The sequence below is a fragment of the Sorangium sp. So ce693 genome, from assembly GCF_051521375.1.
Classification (GTDB): Bacteria; Myxococcota_A; Polyangia; order Polyangiales; family Polyangiaceae; genus Sorangium; species Sorangium atrum.
Genome location: NZ_CP150347.1, coordinates 6,328,549 through 6,346,457, shown reverse-complemented (window position 1 = coordinate 6,346,457; position 17,909 = coordinate 6,328,549). Strand labels below are relative to the sequence as shown.

The 17,909-nt window shown below is 72.4% G+C and carries 11 protein-coding genes; 7 read left to right on the top strand and 4 right to left on the bottom strand.

All coding sequences use genetic code 11. From position 1 onward, the window contains the following. Nucleotides 1-12: 12 nt before the first annotated feature. The gene (locus WMF14_RS23540; protein WP_437803831.1) at nucleotides 13-1,068 is read right to left on the bottom strand and encodes a cation diffusion facilitator family transporter; all 1,056 of its coding nucleotides are present in this window, start codon (nucleotides 1,066-1,068) and stop codon (nucleotides 13-15) included. Nucleotides 1,069-1,422: 354 nt separating this feature from the next. Here WMF14_RS23540 and WMF14_RS23535 point away from each other — a divergent pair, with 354 nt between their 5' ends. The 3 genes from WMF14_RS23535 to WMF14_RS23525 all read left to right on the top strand — a co-directional run bounded on the left by WMF14_RS23535 (nucleotide 1,423) and on the right by WMF14_RS23525 (nucleotide 8,835). Continuing rightward, the gene (locus tag WMF14_RS23535) at nucleotides 1,423-1,932 is read left to right on the top strand and encodes a hypothetical protein (protein ID WP_272092988.1); all 510 of its coding nucleotides are present in this window, start codon (nucleotides 1,423-1,425) and stop codon (nucleotides 1,930-1,932) included. A 28-nt stretch (nucleotides 1,933-1,960) separates the two neighbouring features. Then, nucleotides 1,961-2,848, top strand: coding sequence for an STAS domain-containing protein (locus WMF14_RS23530; protein WP_437803829.1), 888 nt, complete (start codon nucleotides 1,961-1,963; stop codon nucleotides 2,846-2,848). 293 nt (nucleotides 2,849-3,141) lie between these two features. Beyond that, complete coding sequence (locus WMF14_RS23525) at nucleotides 3,142-8,835, top strand: AAA family ATPase (RefSeq protein WP_437803827.1); 5,694 nt, start codon at nucleotides 3,142-3,144, stop codon at nucleotides 8,833-8,835. A 57-nt stretch (nucleotides 8,836-8,892) separates the two neighbouring features. Here the strand turns inward: WMF14_RS23525 and WMF14_RS23520 are convergent, their stop codons facing one another. Together WMF14_RS23520 and WMF14_RS23515 are read right to left on the bottom strand one after the other, a co-directional pair. Then, nucleotides 8,893-10,143 (bottom strand): zinc-dependent alcohol dehydrogenase, encoded by a 1,251-nt coding sequence (locus WMF14_RS23520; protein WP_437803825.1) that lies wholly within the window; start codon nucleotides 10,141-10,143, stop codon nucleotides 8,893-8,895. Nucleotides 10,144-10,576: 433 nt separating this feature from the next. Beyond that, nucleotides 10,577-11,341 carry a tetratricopeptide repeat protein gene (locus tag WMF14_RS23515; protein ID WP_437803824.1) on the bottom strand — a complete coding sequence of 255 codons (765 nt, stop codon included), beginning with the start codon at nucleotides 11,339-11,341 and terminating at the stop codon, nucleotides 10,577-10,579. Nucleotides 11,342-11,399: 58 nt separating this feature from the next. Between WMF14_RS23515 and WMF14_RS23510 the strand changes: the two genes are divergently transcribed. The 4 genes from WMF14_RS23510 to WMF14_RS23495 all read left to right on the top strand — a co-directional run bounded on the left by WMF14_RS23510 (nucleotide 11,400) and on the right by WMF14_RS23495 (nucleotide 16,490). Next, nucleotides 11,400-12,683 carry a glycoside hydrolase family 1 protein gene (locus WMF14_RS23510; RefSeq protein ID WP_437803822.1) on the top strand — a complete coding sequence of 428 codons (1,284 nt, stop codon included), beginning with the start codon at nucleotides 11,400-11,402 and terminating at the stop codon, nucleotides 12,681-12,683. Nucleotides 12,684-12,709: 26 nt separating this feature from the next. Next, nucleotides 12,710-14,539 carry a radical SAM protein gene (locus WMF14_RS23505; protein WP_437803820.1) on the top strand — a complete coding sequence of 610 codons (1,830 nt, stop codon included), beginning with the start codon at nucleotides 12,710-12,712 and terminating at the stop codon, nucleotides 14,537-14,539. A 59-nt stretch (nucleotides 14,540-14,598) separates the two neighbouring features. After that, nucleotides 14,599-15,417 carry a HugZ family protein gene (locus WMF14_RS23500; protein ID WP_437803818.1) on the top strand — a complete coding sequence of 273 codons (819 nt, stop codon included), beginning with the start codon at nucleotides 14,599-14,601 and terminating at the stop codon, nucleotides 15,415-15,417. Between the two features lie 152 nt (nucleotides 15,418-15,569). Then, on the top strand, nucleotides 15,570-16,490 hold the full coding sequence (locus WMF14_RS23495) for a hypothetical protein (protein WP_437803816.1): 921 nt from the start codon (nucleotides 15,570-15,572) through the stop codon (nucleotides 16,488-16,490). A gap of 53 nt (nucleotides 16,491-16,543) precedes the next feature. Here the strand turns inward: WMF14_RS23495 and WMF14_RS23490 are convergent, their stop codons facing one another. After that, a complete protein-coding gene (locus WMF14_RS23490; protein WP_437803814.1) occupies nucleotides 16,544-17,836 on the bottom strand; it encodes a PAS domain S-box protein in 1,293 nt (430 codons plus the stop codon). Nucleotides 17,837-17,909: the final 73 nt, after the last annotated feature.

Here is a 17,909-nt window from a genome sequence, read left to right as displayed (position 1 = left end):
TGCCAGGCGTCGTCACGCCGGCTCGTCGCGCTCCGGGTCGATGTGCACGAGCACCTCCGCGTCGGGCTCGATGGCGAGGATGGCGTCGCGCGCGCGGTCGCCCGTCGCGTGCGCGCGCGCGAGGGGGAGGTCGCCCGAGAGCTCGATGTGCACCTCCACGAACAGCGTGCGCCCGGCGATCCGCGTGCGGAGCGCGTGGTGGCCGAGGAGCTCGCCGCGCGCGCGCATGGCGTCGAGCGCGGCCGCGATGGCGCCGACGCGATCCTCCGGGGCGCTCGTGTCGATGAGATCGCGCACGCCGAGCCGGAGGAGGGTCCCCGCGGACGTGAGGATGTAGATCGCGACCGCGACCGAGAGGATGCCGTCGATGCGGGAGAAGCCGGTCGCGTACGTGAGGGCGACGCCGGCGAGGACCGCGAGGTTCGCGGCGATGTCGGTGCGGTAGTGGACGGCGTCGGCCTGGATGGCGCTCGAGCCGGTGCGCGCGGCGACGCGGCCGAGGTAGGCCACGAGCGCCGCGGTGACGAGCGCGGCGGCGGCCATCGCGCCGAGCGTGACGCCGGCGAGGCGGAGCGGCTCGGGCGAGAGCAGCCGCCGGATGCCCTCGATGAGCAGGTAGACCCCCGAGCCGCCGATGAGCAGGCCTTGGCCGGCGGTCGCGAGCGTCTCGATCTTCGCGTGGCCGAACGGGTGCGAGCGGTCGGGCGCGGCGTGCGCCAGCTGGATGGCGAGGGCGTTCGCAGAGGAGGCGAAGAGATCCGTGAGCGAGTCGACGGCGCTCGCGGTCACGGCCATCGACTGTCCGAGCTGGCCGGCGAGGAGCTTGCCGAGGGCGAGGCCGCCGGCGGTCAGCGCCGCGATGCGCCCGGCCCGCAGCGCGGCGCGGGCGCGGTCGGCAGGGTCGAGGCGGCGGTCGGCGGAGACAGGGGCGCCGGGGTCGACGACGGCGCGGCCGGCGGGCGCAACGCCGGGGTCAGGGCGGGCGGCGGGGTCGGGGCGGGCGGCGGGCTCGGGGCGGGCGGCGGGGTCGGGGCGGGCGGCGCGGGCGGCAGGACGTGGTCCGCTCATGGCCGGGAGGCTACCCCGCGACGCCCTTGCCCGTCATGCCGCCTGGAGCAGGTCCTGCTCAACCTCCTGTCGGTCTCGACCTCGGGCTCTAGTTCGCCAACGCGGAGGCCTGATGCCCTGAACCGCAGGTCTCCGATCAACGACGGGACGGCCCTGGCCGAGATGGCGGAGCACGAGCTGCTGAACGAGCTCTTCGGCTGCCTCGCTCATGGGCTGTCTCACAAGGACACCGGCGGCTCGCGCGCCCGGGACCCGAAGACGCTTGCGACGGAGAGGTCGCGCTCGATAGGTATATCCAGACGCCCCCTGCGGCGCTCCGGGGGACCTGGGTGGCAGGGGGGCGGGGGAGCTCCGATGACAAAGACACTCAAGAGGCCCATCGAGACCCGGACCGGCATCCGCGTCGTGCACGACGGCGATGTCGTGGAGACCTTCAACGTCGTTGGCGAGCGGATCCACCGCATCGAGAAGCCTGGCCGCATCCCCGGGGTCTTCGTGGCGCGCTGGTATGGCACGCCGCTCGACGAGGAGATGAAGGAGATCATCGGCGGTCATTTCTACGATGTTTTCCTGGAGTGCGGGGGCCCGCTGTGCCTCATCGACATACGCGACTGCAAATCGAGCTGGGACGGCATCAACGACTGGCAGCGAGACGAGATCATGCCGAAGGCCTACGCGGCCGGGCTGAAGCGGGTCGCGACGCTCCTGCCCAGGGAGGCCGCGCCAGGCGCGGAGCAGGTCGTCGAGAACCACGAGTTCGCCGCCAGCCGGTTCGCAGAGGACGATGCGCACATCGCCGCGTTCTTCTCCGAGGAAGAGGCGCTGGCCTGGCTGCGCAGGGCTCACCCGCCGGGGGCGGCGTGAGCGCGCAGCCCGCGAGCGAGGCACCGGCATGACCGAGCGCGACACGCCGGGGGAGGGCGCGGCGCTCGAGGCGTTGCGGGGCGTGCTCGACGCGATCCGCGACGGCGTCCTCGTCTACAGCGGAACGGGCGATGTCGCGTTCGCGAACGCGCGGATCCGTGAGCTGCTCGGGGACGGCCTCGCCGGGCCGGAGGCGCTGGTGATCCGCGGGGGGGCGCTGGTGAGCGGGCACCCTCTCGAGCCCCTCGGGCGGGCGTGGCCCGACGTGCTCGGCGGCGCGCGCAAGCGGTTCACCTGCCGCGCCGCGCGCGAGGGCGGCCGCGCGGTCGACCTCGAGGTGCTCGCGCGCAAGGTGAGCGCCGCGGGCGAGGAGCTGATCCTCGTCGAGCTGCGCGACGTGACGCGAGAGAAGCAGGCCGAGCAGGCGCTCCTCGAAAGCAAGCGACAGGCGGAGAGCGCGGCCCTCATGCGCACCGAGGAGCTGCAGAGGAAGCTGCGCCTCGTCGAGGAGCAGGAGCGGGCGCTGCTCGAGCTCTCCACGCCGGTGATCCAGGTCTGGGAAGGCGTGCTCGTCCTGCCGCTCGTCGGCACCATCGACCACCGGCGATCGTCGCTCATCCTGGAGAGCCTGCTCGGCAGCGTCGTGGAGACCGCGTCGGACCGCGTGATCCTCGACGTGACGGGCGTGTCGGTCACGGACGAGGTCGTCTCGGGCTACCTGCTCAAGGCCGTCCGGGCGGCGCGGCTGCTCGGCGCGGCGTGCTCGTTCGTGGGCATCTCGCCGGCCATGGCGCAGGCGCTCACGCGGCTCGGGCTCGACTGGTCGGGCGTGGAGACCTTCCGGGACCTGCGCGCGGGCCTGAGGGCCGCGATCGCCGTCCGGCAGCGTGCCCCGGCCGCAGCGAAGCCCGCCTGATCGCCGCGTCACGAGAGCCTGGAGGTCCCCGCTCGTCGGGGCCCGCGACATGCACAGCGGAACTGCCGGGCCTGACCCGTGGTACCTATCGATAGAGGGGGTGCTGGGGTGACACGATCGTGGGAGGCCGTGACAGAGAATGCGGTCCCCGGTGGGCGCCGTGCGCTCACGCCGGTCGTGTGGCTGCGTCGTCTCGGCAAGGCGCGCGGACTCGAGCGCTCCGGCGTCGGCGGCAGCCCCCAGGGGCCGCCAGGCCGCCGGGCGCCAGCGCCGCTCCACGGAGCGCCTCCCCCATGGGGATGAGCGCCGCCTCGCCATACACGATCATCGAGACCCTCCACGAGGGCCTGAGGACCAGGCTGCTCCGTGCGGTCCGGAGCTCCGATGGCCGCTCGGTGATCTTGAAGATCATCGACGCGAGGCGCAGCCGCCCGCAGGACGTCGAGCGCCTGAAGAACGAGTACGCGATCGGCAAGACGCTGAATCACGAGGCCATCGTGACGCCGCTCGCCCTCGAGACGTATGAGGGGCTGCCAGCGCTCGTCATGGAGGATTTCGGCGGCGAGTCGCTCGATCACTTCATCGGCGCGCCGATGCAGACCGAGCGGTTCCTCGACCTGGCGGTCCGTACCGTGGCCGGCGTGGCGGAGCTCCACGCGCGGGGCATCGTTCACAAGGATCTCAAGCCCCAGAACATCCTCGTGAACGCGGCCACCGGCCAGGTCAAGCTCACCGACTTCGGCCTCGCGTCCCGCCTCTCCCGCGAGCAGCCGCCGGCGGGGCCTCCGCGGCTCATCGAGGGCTCGTTGCCGTACCTGTCTCCGGAGCAGACAGGGCGCATGAATCGCGCGATCGACAGCCGCGCCGACCTCTATGCGCTCGGCGTGACCTTCTACGAGATGCTCACGGGGCGCCTGCCCTTCGAGGCGCGCGACCCACTCGAGTGGGTGCACTGCCACGTCGCCCGCGAGCCGCAGCCGCCCTCCGCGTTCGTCCCCGAGTTGCCCGAGATCCTCTCCGCGATCGTCCTGAAGCTCCTCGCCAAGATGGCGGAGGATCGCTACCAGACCGCGAGCAGCCTGCTGCATGACCTCGAGCGGTGCCTGGCGGAGCTCCGGGCCACCGGCAGGCTCGATCCGTTCCCCCTGGCCGAGCGCGACGTCTCCGGCTGCTTCCAGATCCCTCAGAAGCTCTATGGCCGCGAGGACGAGGTCGCCGCGCTGCTGTCCGCGTTCGATCGCGTGGTCGGCTCGGGAGCCCCGGAGATCGTCCTGGTCTCTGGTTATTCCGGGATCGGCAAGAGCGCGCTGGTGAGCGAGCTGCACAAGCCGATCGTCCGCGAGCGGGGATTCTTCATCTCGGGGAAGTTCGACCAGCACAAGCGCGATATCCCGTACGCGACGCTCGTCCAGGCCTTCCGGGAGCTGGTGCTCGAGCTCCTTGCCGAGAGCGAGGAGCGGCTCGCGGTCGTCCGGGAGCGGCTGCTCGCCGCCCTCGGGGTCAACGGACAGCTCATCGTGGACGTGATCCCGCAGGTCGAGCTCGTCATCGGGCGGCAGCCGCCGGTCGCCGCGCTGCCGCCGACCGAGGCGCAGAGCCGGTTCCGCGTCGTGTTCCGGCGATTCATCGGGGTATTCACCCGGAAGGCGCACCCCCTCGCGCTCTTTCTCGACGATCTCCAGTGGGCCGATCCCGCGAGCCTCGGGCTCCTCGAGGATCTGATGACGCACCCCGAGACGCGGTGTCTGCTCGTCATCGGCGCCTACCGCGACAACGAGGTGACCCGCTCCCACCCGCTGATGCTGGCGCTCGATCGGATGCGGAAGGGGGGCGCGAGCGTCCGGGAGATCGTGCTTGGCCCGCTCTCGCGCGAGCACCTCGCCGCGCTCGTCAGCGACACGCTGCACTGCCGCCGCGAGGACGCCGCGCCGCTCTCGGACCTCGTCCACGAGAGGACGGGCGGCAACCCCTTCTTCGCGATCCAGTTTCTCATGGCGCTCCACGAGGAGCGCCTGATCGAGTTCGACGTCTACGCAGAGGCCTGGCGGTGGGACATCACGAAGATCCGCGCCAAGGGCTTCACCGACAACGTGGTGGCCCTGATGGTCGGGAAGCTCATGCGGCTCCCGGCCAGCACCCAGGAAGGAGTGAAGCAGCTCGCCTGTCTGGGACACGCCGCAGAGATCGCGCTCCTGGCGATGGTCCATGGCCGCTCGGAGGGGGTGTTGCACGCGGTCCTCTGGGAGGCCGTCCGCGCAGGGCTCGTCGTCCGCACGGACGGCGCGTACAGCTTTCTCCACGACCGCGTCCAGGAGGCGGCCTATTCGCTCATCCCCGAGGACGAGCGGGCGGCGATGCACCTCGGGATCGGCCGTCTGCTCTCATCGCGGACGCCGCCCGAGGAGATCGAGGAAACGATCTTCGAGATCGTGAATCAGCTCAACCGCGGCGCCTCGCTGATCACGGCGCCGGAGGAGCGCGAGCGCGTGGCCGAGCTCAACCTCGTCGCGGGCGAGCGCGCCAGGAGAGCCACGGCCTACGCCTCGGCGCTGAGCTATCTCACGGTCGCCGCCGAGCTCCTCGGAGGTGAAGGCTGGGACACGCGGTACGAGCTCGCCTTCGCGATCGAGCTCCACCTGGCCGAGTGTGAGACCGTCACCGGCGCCCCGGCGGCGGAGGAGCGGCTCTCCGCGCTCTGGCGCCGCGCGCGGGACCTCGTCGACGCCGCCGCCGTCGCGCGCGCTCGTGTCGAGCTCTTCACGACCCTCACCTGGAGCGACCGCGCCGTCGGCGCGTGCCTTGAATACCTCCGGCGCGTCGGCGTCGCGTGGTCGCCGCACCCGACGGACGAGGAGGTCCAGCGGGAGTTCGAGCGGCTAGGGGAGCGGCTCGGGAGCCGCTCGATCGAGGAGCTCATCGATCTGCCCCCGATGACCGATCCGGTCTCGCGGGCGACCGTGGACGTCCTCACGTCGACCATCCCGCCGGCGCTCTTCACCGACGCCAATCTGCTCGCCCTCATCCTGGGTCGCGCCGTGAACCTCAGCATCGAGCACGGAAACAGCGACGCCTCGTCCTTCGCCTACGTCTACCTCAGCACGTGCCTCGGCCCGCGCTTCGGCGACTACCAGGCGGCGTACCGCTTCGGCAAGCTGGGCTTCGATCTGGTGGAGAAGCACGGATTGCTCCGCTTCAAGGCCCGCGTCTACGCGACCTTCGCGTTCATGGTCCTGCCCTGGACGAGGCACCTGCGCGCCAGCATCGAGCTCATGCGACGCGCCCGCGATGTGGCGCAGGAGACAGGCGACCTCGCGTATGTGGCCTATACCGGAAGCTCCCTGGTCTCGCTCCTGCTCTCGGGCGGCGATCTGCTCGACGAAGCGCAGCGCGAAGCCGAGAGAGAGCTCGAGTTCGCGCGGAGGGCGAGGTTCCATCTCATCGTCGACATCTATACGGGAAACCGCCGGCTCATCAGGGCGCTCCGGGGCCTCTCGCCGGACTTCTCCACCTTCAACGACGCGGAGTTCGACGAGGGCCGGTTCGAGCGGCACCTCATGAGCGATCCCGCGCTGACGGTCGCCGCCTGCTGGTACTGGATCCGCAAGCTGCAAGGGCGCTTCTACGCGGAGGACCACGCCTCCGCCGTCGAGGCCGCCTCGCAAGCAGAGCGGCTCCTCGGGTCGTCGGCGTCGTTCTTCGAGGCGGCGGAGTACCATTTCTATGGAGCGCTCGCGCGGGCAGCCCACCACGACGCGGCGACCGCCGACGAGCGCTGCCGGCACTGGGATGCCATCATCGTCCACCACCAGCAGCTCCAGCGCTGGGCGATGAGCTGCCCCGAGAACTTCGGGAACCGCGCGGCGCTGGTCGCCGCCGAGATCGCGCGAATCGAGGACCGGCACCTCGACGCCGAGCGCCTCTACGAAGAGGCCATCCACCTGGCGCGCGCCAGCGGCTTCGTCCACAACGAGGCGGTCGCTTGCGAGGTCGCGTCTCGGTTCTACCGAGCACGGGGGCTCCACAGGTTCGCCGACACCTACCTGGGCGACGCGCGCACCTGCTACGCCCGCTGGGGCGCCGACGGCAAGGTGGCGCAGCTCGACAGGGAGAATCCGCACCTCCGAGAGCCGAGGCCCACCCCGTTCACCGCCACCTTCGCGGCTCGGCCCGAGCAGCTCGACCTGCTCTCGGTGACCAAGGCCTCGCAGGCCATCTCGGGCGAGATCTTCCTCGACAGGCTCCTTCGCACGCTGCTCGAGGTCGTGCTCGAGCAGGGCGGCGCGCAGAGGGCCTGCATCGTCCTGAATCAGGACGGAAGGCCCTCGATCGAAGCGGAGGCCGCGCTCAAGGAGGGAGGGGCGGTGATGAGCACCCTCGAGCCGGGGCCGGTGGATTCCTCGCGGCGCCTCCCCTCGTCGGTGGTCGGCTACGTGTGGCGGACGGAGGAGCGCGTCATCCTGCACGACGCGACCGCCGATGCGGGCAGGTTCTCCGGCGACGCCTACTTCGCGCGGAATCGGCCCAGATCGCTCCTCTGCATGCCCATCCTGAGGCGAGCCGAGGTGGTGGGCCTGCTCTTCCTCGAGAACAACCTCCTCGCCGGCGCGTTCACGCAGGAGAGGCTCACCGCCCTCTCGCTCCTCGCCTCGCAGGCGGCGATTTCCCTGGAGAACGCGCGGCTCCTCTCGAAGGAGCAGTCCGCCCGGACCGCGGCGGAGACGGCCGTGCGGCGCGCGGCGTTCCTGGCCGAGGCCGGGGAGATCCTCTCCGGGTCGCTCGATTACGGGGAGACGCTGTCGCGGCTCGCGCGGCTGTCGGTGCGATCGCTCTGCGACTGGTGCATCATCGATGTCGTCGACGGTGGAGAGGCCCGGCCCGCGGCCTCGGCTCACAGCGATCCTGCGAAGCAGCCTTTGCTCGCGGAGCTACGACGGCGATACCCTCCTGGCCGGGATTCGCCCCACCCGGCGGCCCGCGTCCTCGGGGACCGCGAGCCGCTCCTGCTCCCCGAGATCTCCGACGAGCTCCTCCGCAGATACGCCGAGGACGACGGGCACGAAAGGCTCCTCCGCGAGCTCGGGACGCATAGCTCCATCACCGTGCCGCTCGTGACGCGGGGACAGCCGCTCGGGGTGCTGAACGTCGTCTCGTCCGTGCCGGGGCGCCGCTACGGGGAGGCAGATCTCGAGCTCGTGCAGGAAGTTGCGCGCCGGGCGGCGATGGCGATCGACAATTCGCGGCTCTACCGTGCCGCCCAGGAGGCCGTCCGGATGCGGGACGAGTTCCTGACGGTGGCGACGCACGAGCTCAACACGCCGATGACGTCGCTCACGCTCACGCTCGAGGCGATGGATAGGGCCATCCGGTCGGGTCGGATCTGGGATCCGCAGGCCATGGGCAGGCAGGTCGACCGCGCGCTGCGGCAGGGAGCGCGCCTGACCCGCCTGAACAGCGAGCTCCTCGACGTCTCGCAGATCGACGCGGCTCGGCTGAGGCTCAGCGTCGCCGAGGTCGACCTCAGGGAGGTCGCCCGCGACGTGCTCGCGCGACTCAGGCTGGATCTGGAGCGTGCCGGGTGCTCGGCCTCGCTCCTGGACGGCGCCCGGATCGTGGGCCGATGGGATCGCTCTCGCGTCGATCAGATCGTGACGAACCTGCTCGCGAATGCGATCAAGTTCGGCGCGGGCAAGCCCATCGAGATCGTCCTCGGCGAGGAGGCCGGGATGGCGTGGCTCTCGGTCAGGGATCACGGGATCGGCATCGATCCGGCGCGCCAGGAGTGGATCTTCGAGCGCTTCGAGCGCGCCGTGTCCAACCGGCACTACGGCGGACTGGGGCTCGGCCTGTACATCAGCCGCAGGATCGCCGAGGCGCACGGCGGCTCGATCCGCGTCCAGAGCGCGCCCGGCGCCGGCGCCACGTTCATCGTCGAGCTGCCGCGCGCCGGGCCGCCGCGCACGGTCGATCCGAGCGTCCTGCCGAGCTGAGCGCCGCCGGCAGGGGGCGGGCGGGCGCCGCGCGCCGCCTCGATCCGGCGGCCCGGGCTACGCGACGGCGCGGTCCAGGTGGGCGGGCGCCCCCGCCCGCGACGGGCGGAGCTCGACCTTCACCCACCCGGCGTCTCGCCGATCGAAGGCCTTGTAGGCGTCGATCGCCGATTCCAGGGGCGCTTTCTTGGTGAGGATCGCGGTGGGCTCCACCTGCCCCGTCTGCACGAGGTCCACGAGCTTCGGGATGTACTTCCTGTGATTGCAGTTGCCCATCTGGAGGGTGAGGTTCTTGTTCATGGCCTCTCCGATGGGGAAGGTGCGCGACGTCTGCGGATAGACGCCGATGACGGCGATGGTCCCCGCCTTGGCCACGCACCGGACGGCCCACTGCAGCACCTGCGACGGCCCGTCGCCGGCGCGGAAGGCGTCGCCCGTGGTCCGCGCGTCGGGGGCGATCTGCTTGACCTCGAGGTCGAACGCCTTGGCCTGCTGCTTCGCCTCCTTGTGGGCGGGGCCTTCGTGCGGGCGCTCGGCGTCGACGCCCACGGCGTCGATCGCCCGGTCCACGCCGATGCCGCCGGTGAGGCGCAGGATGGCCTCGATCGGGTCCTCGGCGGAGAAGTCGACGGTCTCGGCGCCCTGCTCGCGCGCCATCTCGAGGCGGTCGGGCACGCGATCGACCGCGATGATGCGCCCCGCGCCCATGAGCTTGGCGCTCGCGATCGTGAACAGGCCGACAGGGCCGCAGCCGAAGATCGCGACCGTGTCGCCGGGCTTGATCTCGGCGAGCTCGGCGCCGAAGTACGCCGTCGGGAAGATGTCGGAGAGCAGGATGGCCTGGTCGTCGCTGACGCCGTTCGGCAGCTTGACGAGGCCGACGCCGGCGAACGGGATGCGCGCGAGCTCGGCCTGCAGCCCGTCGAACGGGCCCGATGCGGCGGGGCCGCCGAAGAACGCCGTGCCCGCGTGCTTGCCGTTCGGGTTCGCGTTGTCGCACTGCGCGTAGTACGCGGCGCGACAGTACGAGCAATAGCCGCACGCGATCGTCGAGGGCACGACGACGCGATCGCCCTTCTTCAGGTTCCGCACGTCGGCGCCGAGCTCCTCGACGACGCCGACCGCCTCGTGGCCGAGGACCGTGCCCGGCACCATCCCTGGCATCGTGCCGCGGACGAAGTGGAGATCGGTCCCGCAGATGGCGCTCGCCGTGATCCGGACGATCGCGTCGGTCGGCTCCTTGATCTTCGGCTCCTTGACGTCGTCCATCCGGATGTCGCCGATGCCGTGAAACACTACCGCCTTCATGGGTTCTCGCTTTCTCCCTTCAGGGGGGCGGCGCGCCGGCCGGCCGAGAGGCGCAGGCCGCCGCGCTCTGCAGAGATGCGCCGAGGTTCTGGACGCCGCGTGTCCGTGCCGATCCCGTGCCAGCCTGCGCGTGCAACCGCGGCGCGGAGCTCCAACAGAAGCTGCAGCAACCGCGGTGCCAGCGGGACATCGCCGGGAGATCCGGCCCCAGCGCGCTGCTCGCATCCGCGGCGCGCTGCTCCTCGGGCGGCGGGGCGAACGTGACAATCTGCCCCGTCCGGGGCCGCTCGCCGCGGGCGAGCCCCGTTATCCGGGCTCGCCGCCCTGGATAACGGGTCTCAGCCATAGGCGGCCTGTCCGATAGGAGGTCAAGCGAGCCGCGCCGCTGGCCGCTCCCCGCGCCCGATACGGCCGCTGGGCCGACGCCGTGGCATCACCGCCCTTCGCGCCGCCCATCCGCGGCGTTCCCCCGCGCAGGCCCCGCGGCGTACCGCGCGATCGCGCGCCGGACCGGGCCGCGATCGGCGCCGCCGGCGCGCACCGGATCGGCCTCGCCGACAAGGACCGACAGCGCGCGCGCCTGCGTCGTCGCCGCGGCCGCGAGGGCGCGATCGCCGTTCCGCGCGGCGAGCGCCGAGAGCCGCCGCGCGACGCCGAGCGCCGCCGGCAGGGCGCCCGCCGCCACGTACGCGGCCGCGAGCTCCTGGAACAGCCCGCCGTCGTCGCCGCGGAGCGCCGCCGCCGCTTCCAGGTCGGCGATCGCCTCCTCGCGCCGCCCCTCGCGCGACCGCAGCGCCGCCCTGGCGCGGTGGCCCTCGACGAAGCCGCTCACGTGGTCCAGCCCCACGGTATACGCGCGCTCCGCCTCGCGCGGATCGCCCGCCCGCTCGTACAGCGCGCCCAGCCCGAGGTACGCCGGGCCGTAGGTCGCGTCGAAGCGGACCGCCTCCAGGTACCGCTGCAGCGCCACGTCGGCCTCGCCGGCCGCGGCGCGAGCCTCGGCCTGGCGCGTCAGCTCGGCGGCCTGGGCCGTCGCCCAGCCGACCCCGTCCGCCCGGGCCGGCGCGGCCCCGTGGAGCAGCGCCGCGGCCAGCGAGGCGGCGGCGAGGGCGCGCGCTCGGCGGCGCGCGCCCCCCGCATCTACGCACCGCGCCGCGCACACAGGGCCGAGCGTACCGGCGCCCGGCCCGTCGAGCAAACGGACGGCTGCTCCGGAAGGCAGCCGCCCGGCGCGAGTTCGCGTAGGATGCGCGCTCATGGGTGAGGATCTGCGCTTCCCGGACGGGTTCCTGTTCGGCACTGCCGCCTCCGCCACACAGGTCGAGGGGCACTGCGCGCAGAGCGACTGGGCCGCGTTCGCGCGCGAGCCGGGGCGCGTCCGCGGCGGCGACACGCCGGACGACGCGTGCGACCAGCTGCACCGCTTCCGCGAGGACGTCGCGCTCCAGGCGCGGCTCTGCATGGGGGCGCACCGGCTCTCCATCGAGTGGGCCCGCGTCGAGCGGGAGCCGGGCGAGTTCGATCCCGCCACGTGGGACCACTACCGGGACGTGCTCGGCGCGCACCGGGAGGCCGGGATCACCCCGATGGTCACCGTCCACCACGTCACCCTGCCGCGCTGGGTCGCGCAGCGGGGTGGCCTGCTCTCGCAGGATCTGCCGGCGCTCCTCTCGCGCTTCGCCGAGCGCGCCGTCGAGGCGCTCGGCGACCTGTGCCAGCTCTGGATCACCATCAACGAGCCCAACATGCTCGCCCTGCAGGCCCACCTGCTCGGCGTCTGGCCGCCTGCGCGGAGCTCGCCCGTCGAGGCGGTGCGCGCCCACCAGAACCTCTTCCGCGCCCACGCCGCCATGTACCGCGCCATGCACGAGGCCGCGGGCCGGCGCGGGCATTCCATCTCGGTCGGCGTGGCGCACCACCTGCGCGTCATCGAGCCCGAGCGGTTCGGGCGGCTCGCCGACCGCATGTGGGCGGCCCTCTTCGAGCGGCTGTTCAACGACGCCTTCGCGCGCGCCGTCTGCGACAGCGGCCTGCACGACTTCTTCGGCGTGAACTACTACAGCCGCGACCTTGTCCGCTTCTCGCCGGCGCACGCGCGCGCGGGGTTCCTCCGGCGGCTCGTCCCCGAGGGGGCGGAGGTCAGCGATCTCGGCTGGGAGATCTACCCCGAGGGGCTCGGCCACGTGCTCGACGCCTGGTGGCCCCGCGCCCGGGTCCCGATCTACATCACGGAGAACGGCATCGCCGACGCCGACGACGACCAGCGCCCGCGGTTCCTCGTGCGGCACCTCGCGGAGGTCGCGCGGGCCATCGAGCGCGGCGTCGACGTGCGCGGGTACATGCACTGGTCGCTGCTCGACGGCTTCGAGTGGGCCGAGGGGTACGCCCCGCGCTTCGGGCTCGTCGAGGTCGACCGCGTGACCCAGGAGCGCAGCCCGCGGCCGAGCGCCGAGCTCTACGCCCGGATCGCGCGCGCGCGCCACATCGACGCCGACGGCCCCGGCGGCGCGCGGAGCGAGCGCGGCGCCGCGCCCGCGTGATCGACGGCACCGGAAAGGCAGGAACGATGCGCATCGCGCTGCTCTACCCACCGCCCTGGAAGATCCCCGCGCCCGGGGAGGCGCTCGACGCGAGCGGCGACGGCCCGCCGGCCGAGTACCGCGAGGGCGATCTCGACCCGGACTTCCACCAGACCCCGTACGGGCTCTTCTCGCTGGGCGCGCAGGCCATCCGCGCGGGCCACCAGGTGAAGGTGCTGAACCTCTCGTCGTACCCGTTCTCGCAGGTCGAGCGGGTCGTGCGCGAGCTCGGCGCGGACGTGTTCGGCCTGTCGTGCTGGACCGCCAACCGGCGCGGCGTGGCGCTCACCGCCCGGTGCATCCGGCGGCTCCACCCCGGGGCGCACATCGTCGTCGGCGGCCCGCACGCGACCCCGCTCGCGGCCGAGATGCTGCGGCACCACCCCGAGATCGACACGGTGACGCTCGGCGAGAGCGAGCACTCGTTCCTCGAGCTCCTCGAGCGCCTCGAGGCCGGCCGCCCCGCGCTCGGCGTCGCCGGCACGGCTTACCGCGTCGACGGCCGGGTCGAGCTCGGCCCGCCCCGGCCCGCGATCGAGGAGCTCGACGCGCTCGCGTCGCCGCACGACCACTTCGCCACGCACATCGTGATGACCTCGCGCGGCTGCGCCTGGGCGTGCACGTTCTGCGGCGCCGAGGCGACCTGGGGCCGCGGCTTCCGGGGCCAGTCGGTGCCCTACGTGCTCGACTCCATCGAGGCCGCCGTGGCGAAGCTGCCGGTGAAGATGGTCCAGATCAAGGACGACACCTTCACGACGAACCGGAAGCGCGTCATCGAGATCTGCCGCGGCATCCGCGATCGGAAGATCTCTTTCCTGTGGAGCTGCGACACGCGCGTCGACGTGCTCGGCGAGGAGCTGCTCCGCGAGATGCGCCTCGCCGGCTGCCAGCGCCTGAGCCTCGGCGTCGAGTCGGGCTCGCCGTCCATCCTGAAGAACATCGACAAGAAGATCACGGTCAAGAAGATCATCGAGTCGACAGAGCTCGCGAAGAAGTACGGGATCCAGGTCCGCTACTACATGATGCTGGGCAACCGCGGCGAGACGGCGGAGACGTTCCGCGAGACGCTCGCGTTCCTGGAGGCGGCGAGGCCGCACCAGTATATCTTCTCGTGCCTGTCCATCTACCCCGGCACGCGTGACTTCGACGACGCCGAGGCGGCGGGCTGGCTGGAGCGCGACGTCTACTTCCGCGGCGACTTCCAGGAGCTCAAGACGCCGTTCGACGCCTCGGAGGAGGACACGGCGCTGATGAGCGCCTGGTTCGAGAAGAACAAGGGGCTGCGCGAGGTCTACCGCGAGGGGGTGGAGGAGCGCCTGGCGATCCTCGAGCGGCTCGGCGATCACCACGCGGCGCACCTGGAGCTCGGCGTAGCCTACCTCGACGCGGGGCGGCTCGACCTCGCGGAGCGGCACGCCGCGCGCGCGCTGGAGCTCGGCCATCCGCTGCCGGGGCTCGCGCTCAACGCGCTCGCGTGCGTCGCGGCGGGCCGGCGCGACTGGCAGGCGATGCAGGACCACTTCACGGCGGCGGCGAAGCGCGACCCGCAGCACGCCGTGCTCATCCGCAACGTGCAGGCGGCGCGCGCGTGGTTCGCGAAGGGCGGGCCCGGCAAGGGGCTCCCGCTCGATCTCGTCGCGCGCTGCGACTTCCAGCTCCTGGAGCGGACCGCGCAGCCGGCGCTCCCGGGGCCGCTCCCGGAGGACTTCGCGGCGTGGCCGCAGGCCGTGGCGCGGCCCGCGCCTGCGCGTCCGGCCGAGGCGGGCGGACGCGACGTGGCAGCGCAGCGAGGGCGGCTCCGGGTGCTGCCGTCGTAGCGCCGGGCGGCGCGGCGCCCCGGTTCCTCCGGCCCTCCCGGCGTGCTACCCGCCCTTCCATGTCGACGAGCACAGACCATGGCCGCCCCGGCGCCGGCCCGGAGCCGGCGGCGGATCCACCGCTCCAGGGCGCGAAGGCACCGAGCCACGCCGAGCGCTGCCGCACGCTGGCGCAGCGGGCCCGCGCCGCCACGCTGTGCACGCTCGCGCGGGATCCCGCCGGCTATCCTTACGGCTCGCTCGTCGCCGTCACCGTGGACGCGCACGGGCGCCCGCTGCTGCTGCTCTCGGCCCTCGCCGAGCACACAGGCAACCTCAAGGTCCGCGCCGAGGCGTCGCTGCTCCTCGCCGAGCCCGCCGAGGGCCTGGCCGACCCGCTGGCGCTCGGCCGGATGACCCTGATGGGCCCGTGCCGCCCGCTCGAAGGCGCGGAGGCGGCCGCCGCCCGGACGAGCTTCCTCGCGGCGCACCCGCGCGCGTCATACTACGTTGATTTCACTGACTTTTCTTTCTACCGGCTCGACCCGGTGTCGATCCGCTACGTCGGCGGCTTCGGCCGCATGTCCTGGGTCGAGGCCGACGCGTACGCGGCCGCCGAGCCCGATCCGCTCGCCGCCGACGCCGCGGGCATCCTCGAGCACATGAACACCGATCACGCCGACGCGGTCCTCGCATACGCGAAGGTCCTCGCCGGCATCAAGGACGCCACCGGCGCGACGATGACCTCGGTCGATCGTTACGGCTTCGAGCTGGATGTCATCACGCCGGCGGGGCCGAAGGCGGCGCGCCTCCCGTTCGGCGCGCCGGTCTCGGCGACGGACGAGGTGCGGAAGGCGATGGTGTCGCTGGTGCGCGAGGCGCGCGGCCGCACCGCCTAGCGGCGCGCCGCGCGGGCGCCGTCCTGCCGCCGGCGCGGGGGAGGCCGCCGTCCGCCATGGCGGCGCCAGCCCCGAAGCGCGCCACGCCCCGCGGCACCCGGCTGATTTCGGCGACTCGCTCCCTGGTACGCGATCTGCCGAGGTCGCGCTCCATGGGAGATGCCGACATCACGTTGCGCCACATCGCCCGGAGGTGCCCCGGCGACCTGACGCGCGCCTTTGTCCCCGAGGGCACGCCGGTCGAGGTCCTCGGTTGGATAGACACGCAGGTCACGAAGCTCGAGCGGCGCCTCGACAAGGCGCTGCGCCTGCGCGTCGGCGCCGAGCTGCGCGTGCTGCACGTCGAGTTCTGCTTCGCGTGGCGCGACGACGTGCCCGACCAGATGTTCGAGTACCTCGGCTTCCTCTTCGCCGCGCTTCGGCGCGAGGCCCCCGGAGAGCCGGTGCCGCCCATCGAGAGCGTCGCCGTGGTCCCCTCGGGCCGCAGGCAGCGCCTGCCCGCGACAGGGACGCGCCGCACCGCCTGGCGCGAGCGGCAGTTCAGCGGCGCGCGCTTCCGCATCGACGCGGTCTACCAGCGCACGGTCGCCGAGCTCAGGGCGCGCGGCAGCGTGTTCTGGCTCGTGTTCGCCCCGCTTGCCCGGGACGCCACCGCCGCCGCGATGCGGGAGGTCGTCGCGGAGATCCACGCGCGGGTGGCGACCGGCGAGGAGCGGGTCGAGTTATATACAGCGCTCCTCGTCATGGCGGCCATCGACCCCTGGGGGCACAATCTGCGGAAGGAGATCGTCATGCTGATGGACGACAGGGAAACGGAGAAGGACCTGCTCTGGAGCGTACCGTGGATGAGAGAGGCGCTCGACGAGCGCGTGCGGGAGGCCGAGCAGCAGGCCATCGCCCAGCTGCTCGGCCGCCTCTTCGCGCGGCGGGTCGGGCGCCGGCCCACTGCCGAGGAGGAGCGCTCGATCGTCGAGCGCGCACAGGCCATCGGGCTGGGCGATTTCGACGATGCCCTGCTCGATCTCGACGGCGATGCGCTGGTGCGCTGGCTCGCCGAGCCGATCCGCCGCTGACCCCAGCGCGATCCTGACGGCGACGCCCCTCCGGGGAGGCGCTCTGCAGCCCGTCACCCGTCGCGGCGCCGCGGGCCGCCCGACCTCCTCCCGACGCCACGGCGAGAGCGCCCCAGCGCGTGGTGGAGCCCGCTCTGGAGCGAGCTCAGCGTGACGATCTCCCGGAGATCGATGCCGATGCTCACCATCGTCTGCGCCACCTCCGGGCCGACGCCGGTGAGGATGACCTCCGCGCCGAGCAGCTTCACCGCCTGGGCCGCCCTGATCAGCGAGTCCGCGATCTCGGCGTCCACCACCGGCACGCCGGTGACGTCGAGGATCACCGTGACCGCGCGCTGCGCCACCACCCCCTGGAGCAAGCGCTCCAGCAGCTGCTCGATGCGCACCCGGTCGAGCCGCCCGACGAGGGGCATCACCAGGATCCCCGCGTCGAGCGGGATGAGCGGCGTCGAGAGCTCCCGGATGGTCGCCTCCTGCGCGTCGATCATCTGCGCTTGAAGCGCCGCGCGCTCCGCCTCGGCCCGCCGGAGCTCGGTCACGTCGTACCCCTCGGCGATCAGGAGGACGCTCTGGCCCAGCGTGTCGAGGATCGGCTTCATCTTGAGGTCGAGCGTCGCCACGCGCCCGCCGGGCCCGTGGATCTGGACCTCGCACGACGACGGCGCGCCCGCCGCTGCCCGGCGGACGCACTCCTTGATCCGCTCCCCTGCGCTCGCTCCGCCGACCCAGAACGGCGCCTGCCAGAGCGGCCCGCCGCGCGCTTCGCCCGGCCGCGCCCCGGTGAAATCGGCCATCGTCCGGTTGCGCTCGATCAGGTCCCCCTGCGGGGTGAGCAGGCCGATGAACATCGACGTCTCGTCGAAGATCGCCCGGAACTTCTGCTCGCTCTCGCGCAGCGCCTGCTCGCGCCTCAGCTGCTCCGTGAGGGGGCGCGAGAAGGCAGAGAAGAACTGCTCATCACCGCTCTGGACGAGGTGAGAGCTGACCTCGACGTCGATCAGGTGGCCGTCCTTGTGGCGGTGCCTCGCGAGGAAGCGGAGCGACCCCTTGGCCTTGATCTCCTCGATGACCATGACGACCTCGTGCGGCGGCCGCGGGTCGATCTCGCCGATGTTCATCGTCAGGAGCTCGCTCCGGTCGTAACCCACGATGCCGGCGAAGGATGGATTGCAGTCGAGGATCTCGCCGTTCAACCCGACGACGTGGAACCCCTCGACGGCCGCTTGCAGGATGAGCCGCGTCCGTTCCTCCCGGCGCCCCACCTGCTCATGGAGCCTGTCGATCTCCTTTCGCAATCCGGCGTTCTCCACCCGGAGCCGCTCGATGCTGTCCTGATCCGTCGCCACGTTCGCTCTTCCTTCCATCCTTCCGACCGCCCCCTCCCACCCCGCCGAGGAGCCGCTCTCCGCTCCCGCGCGT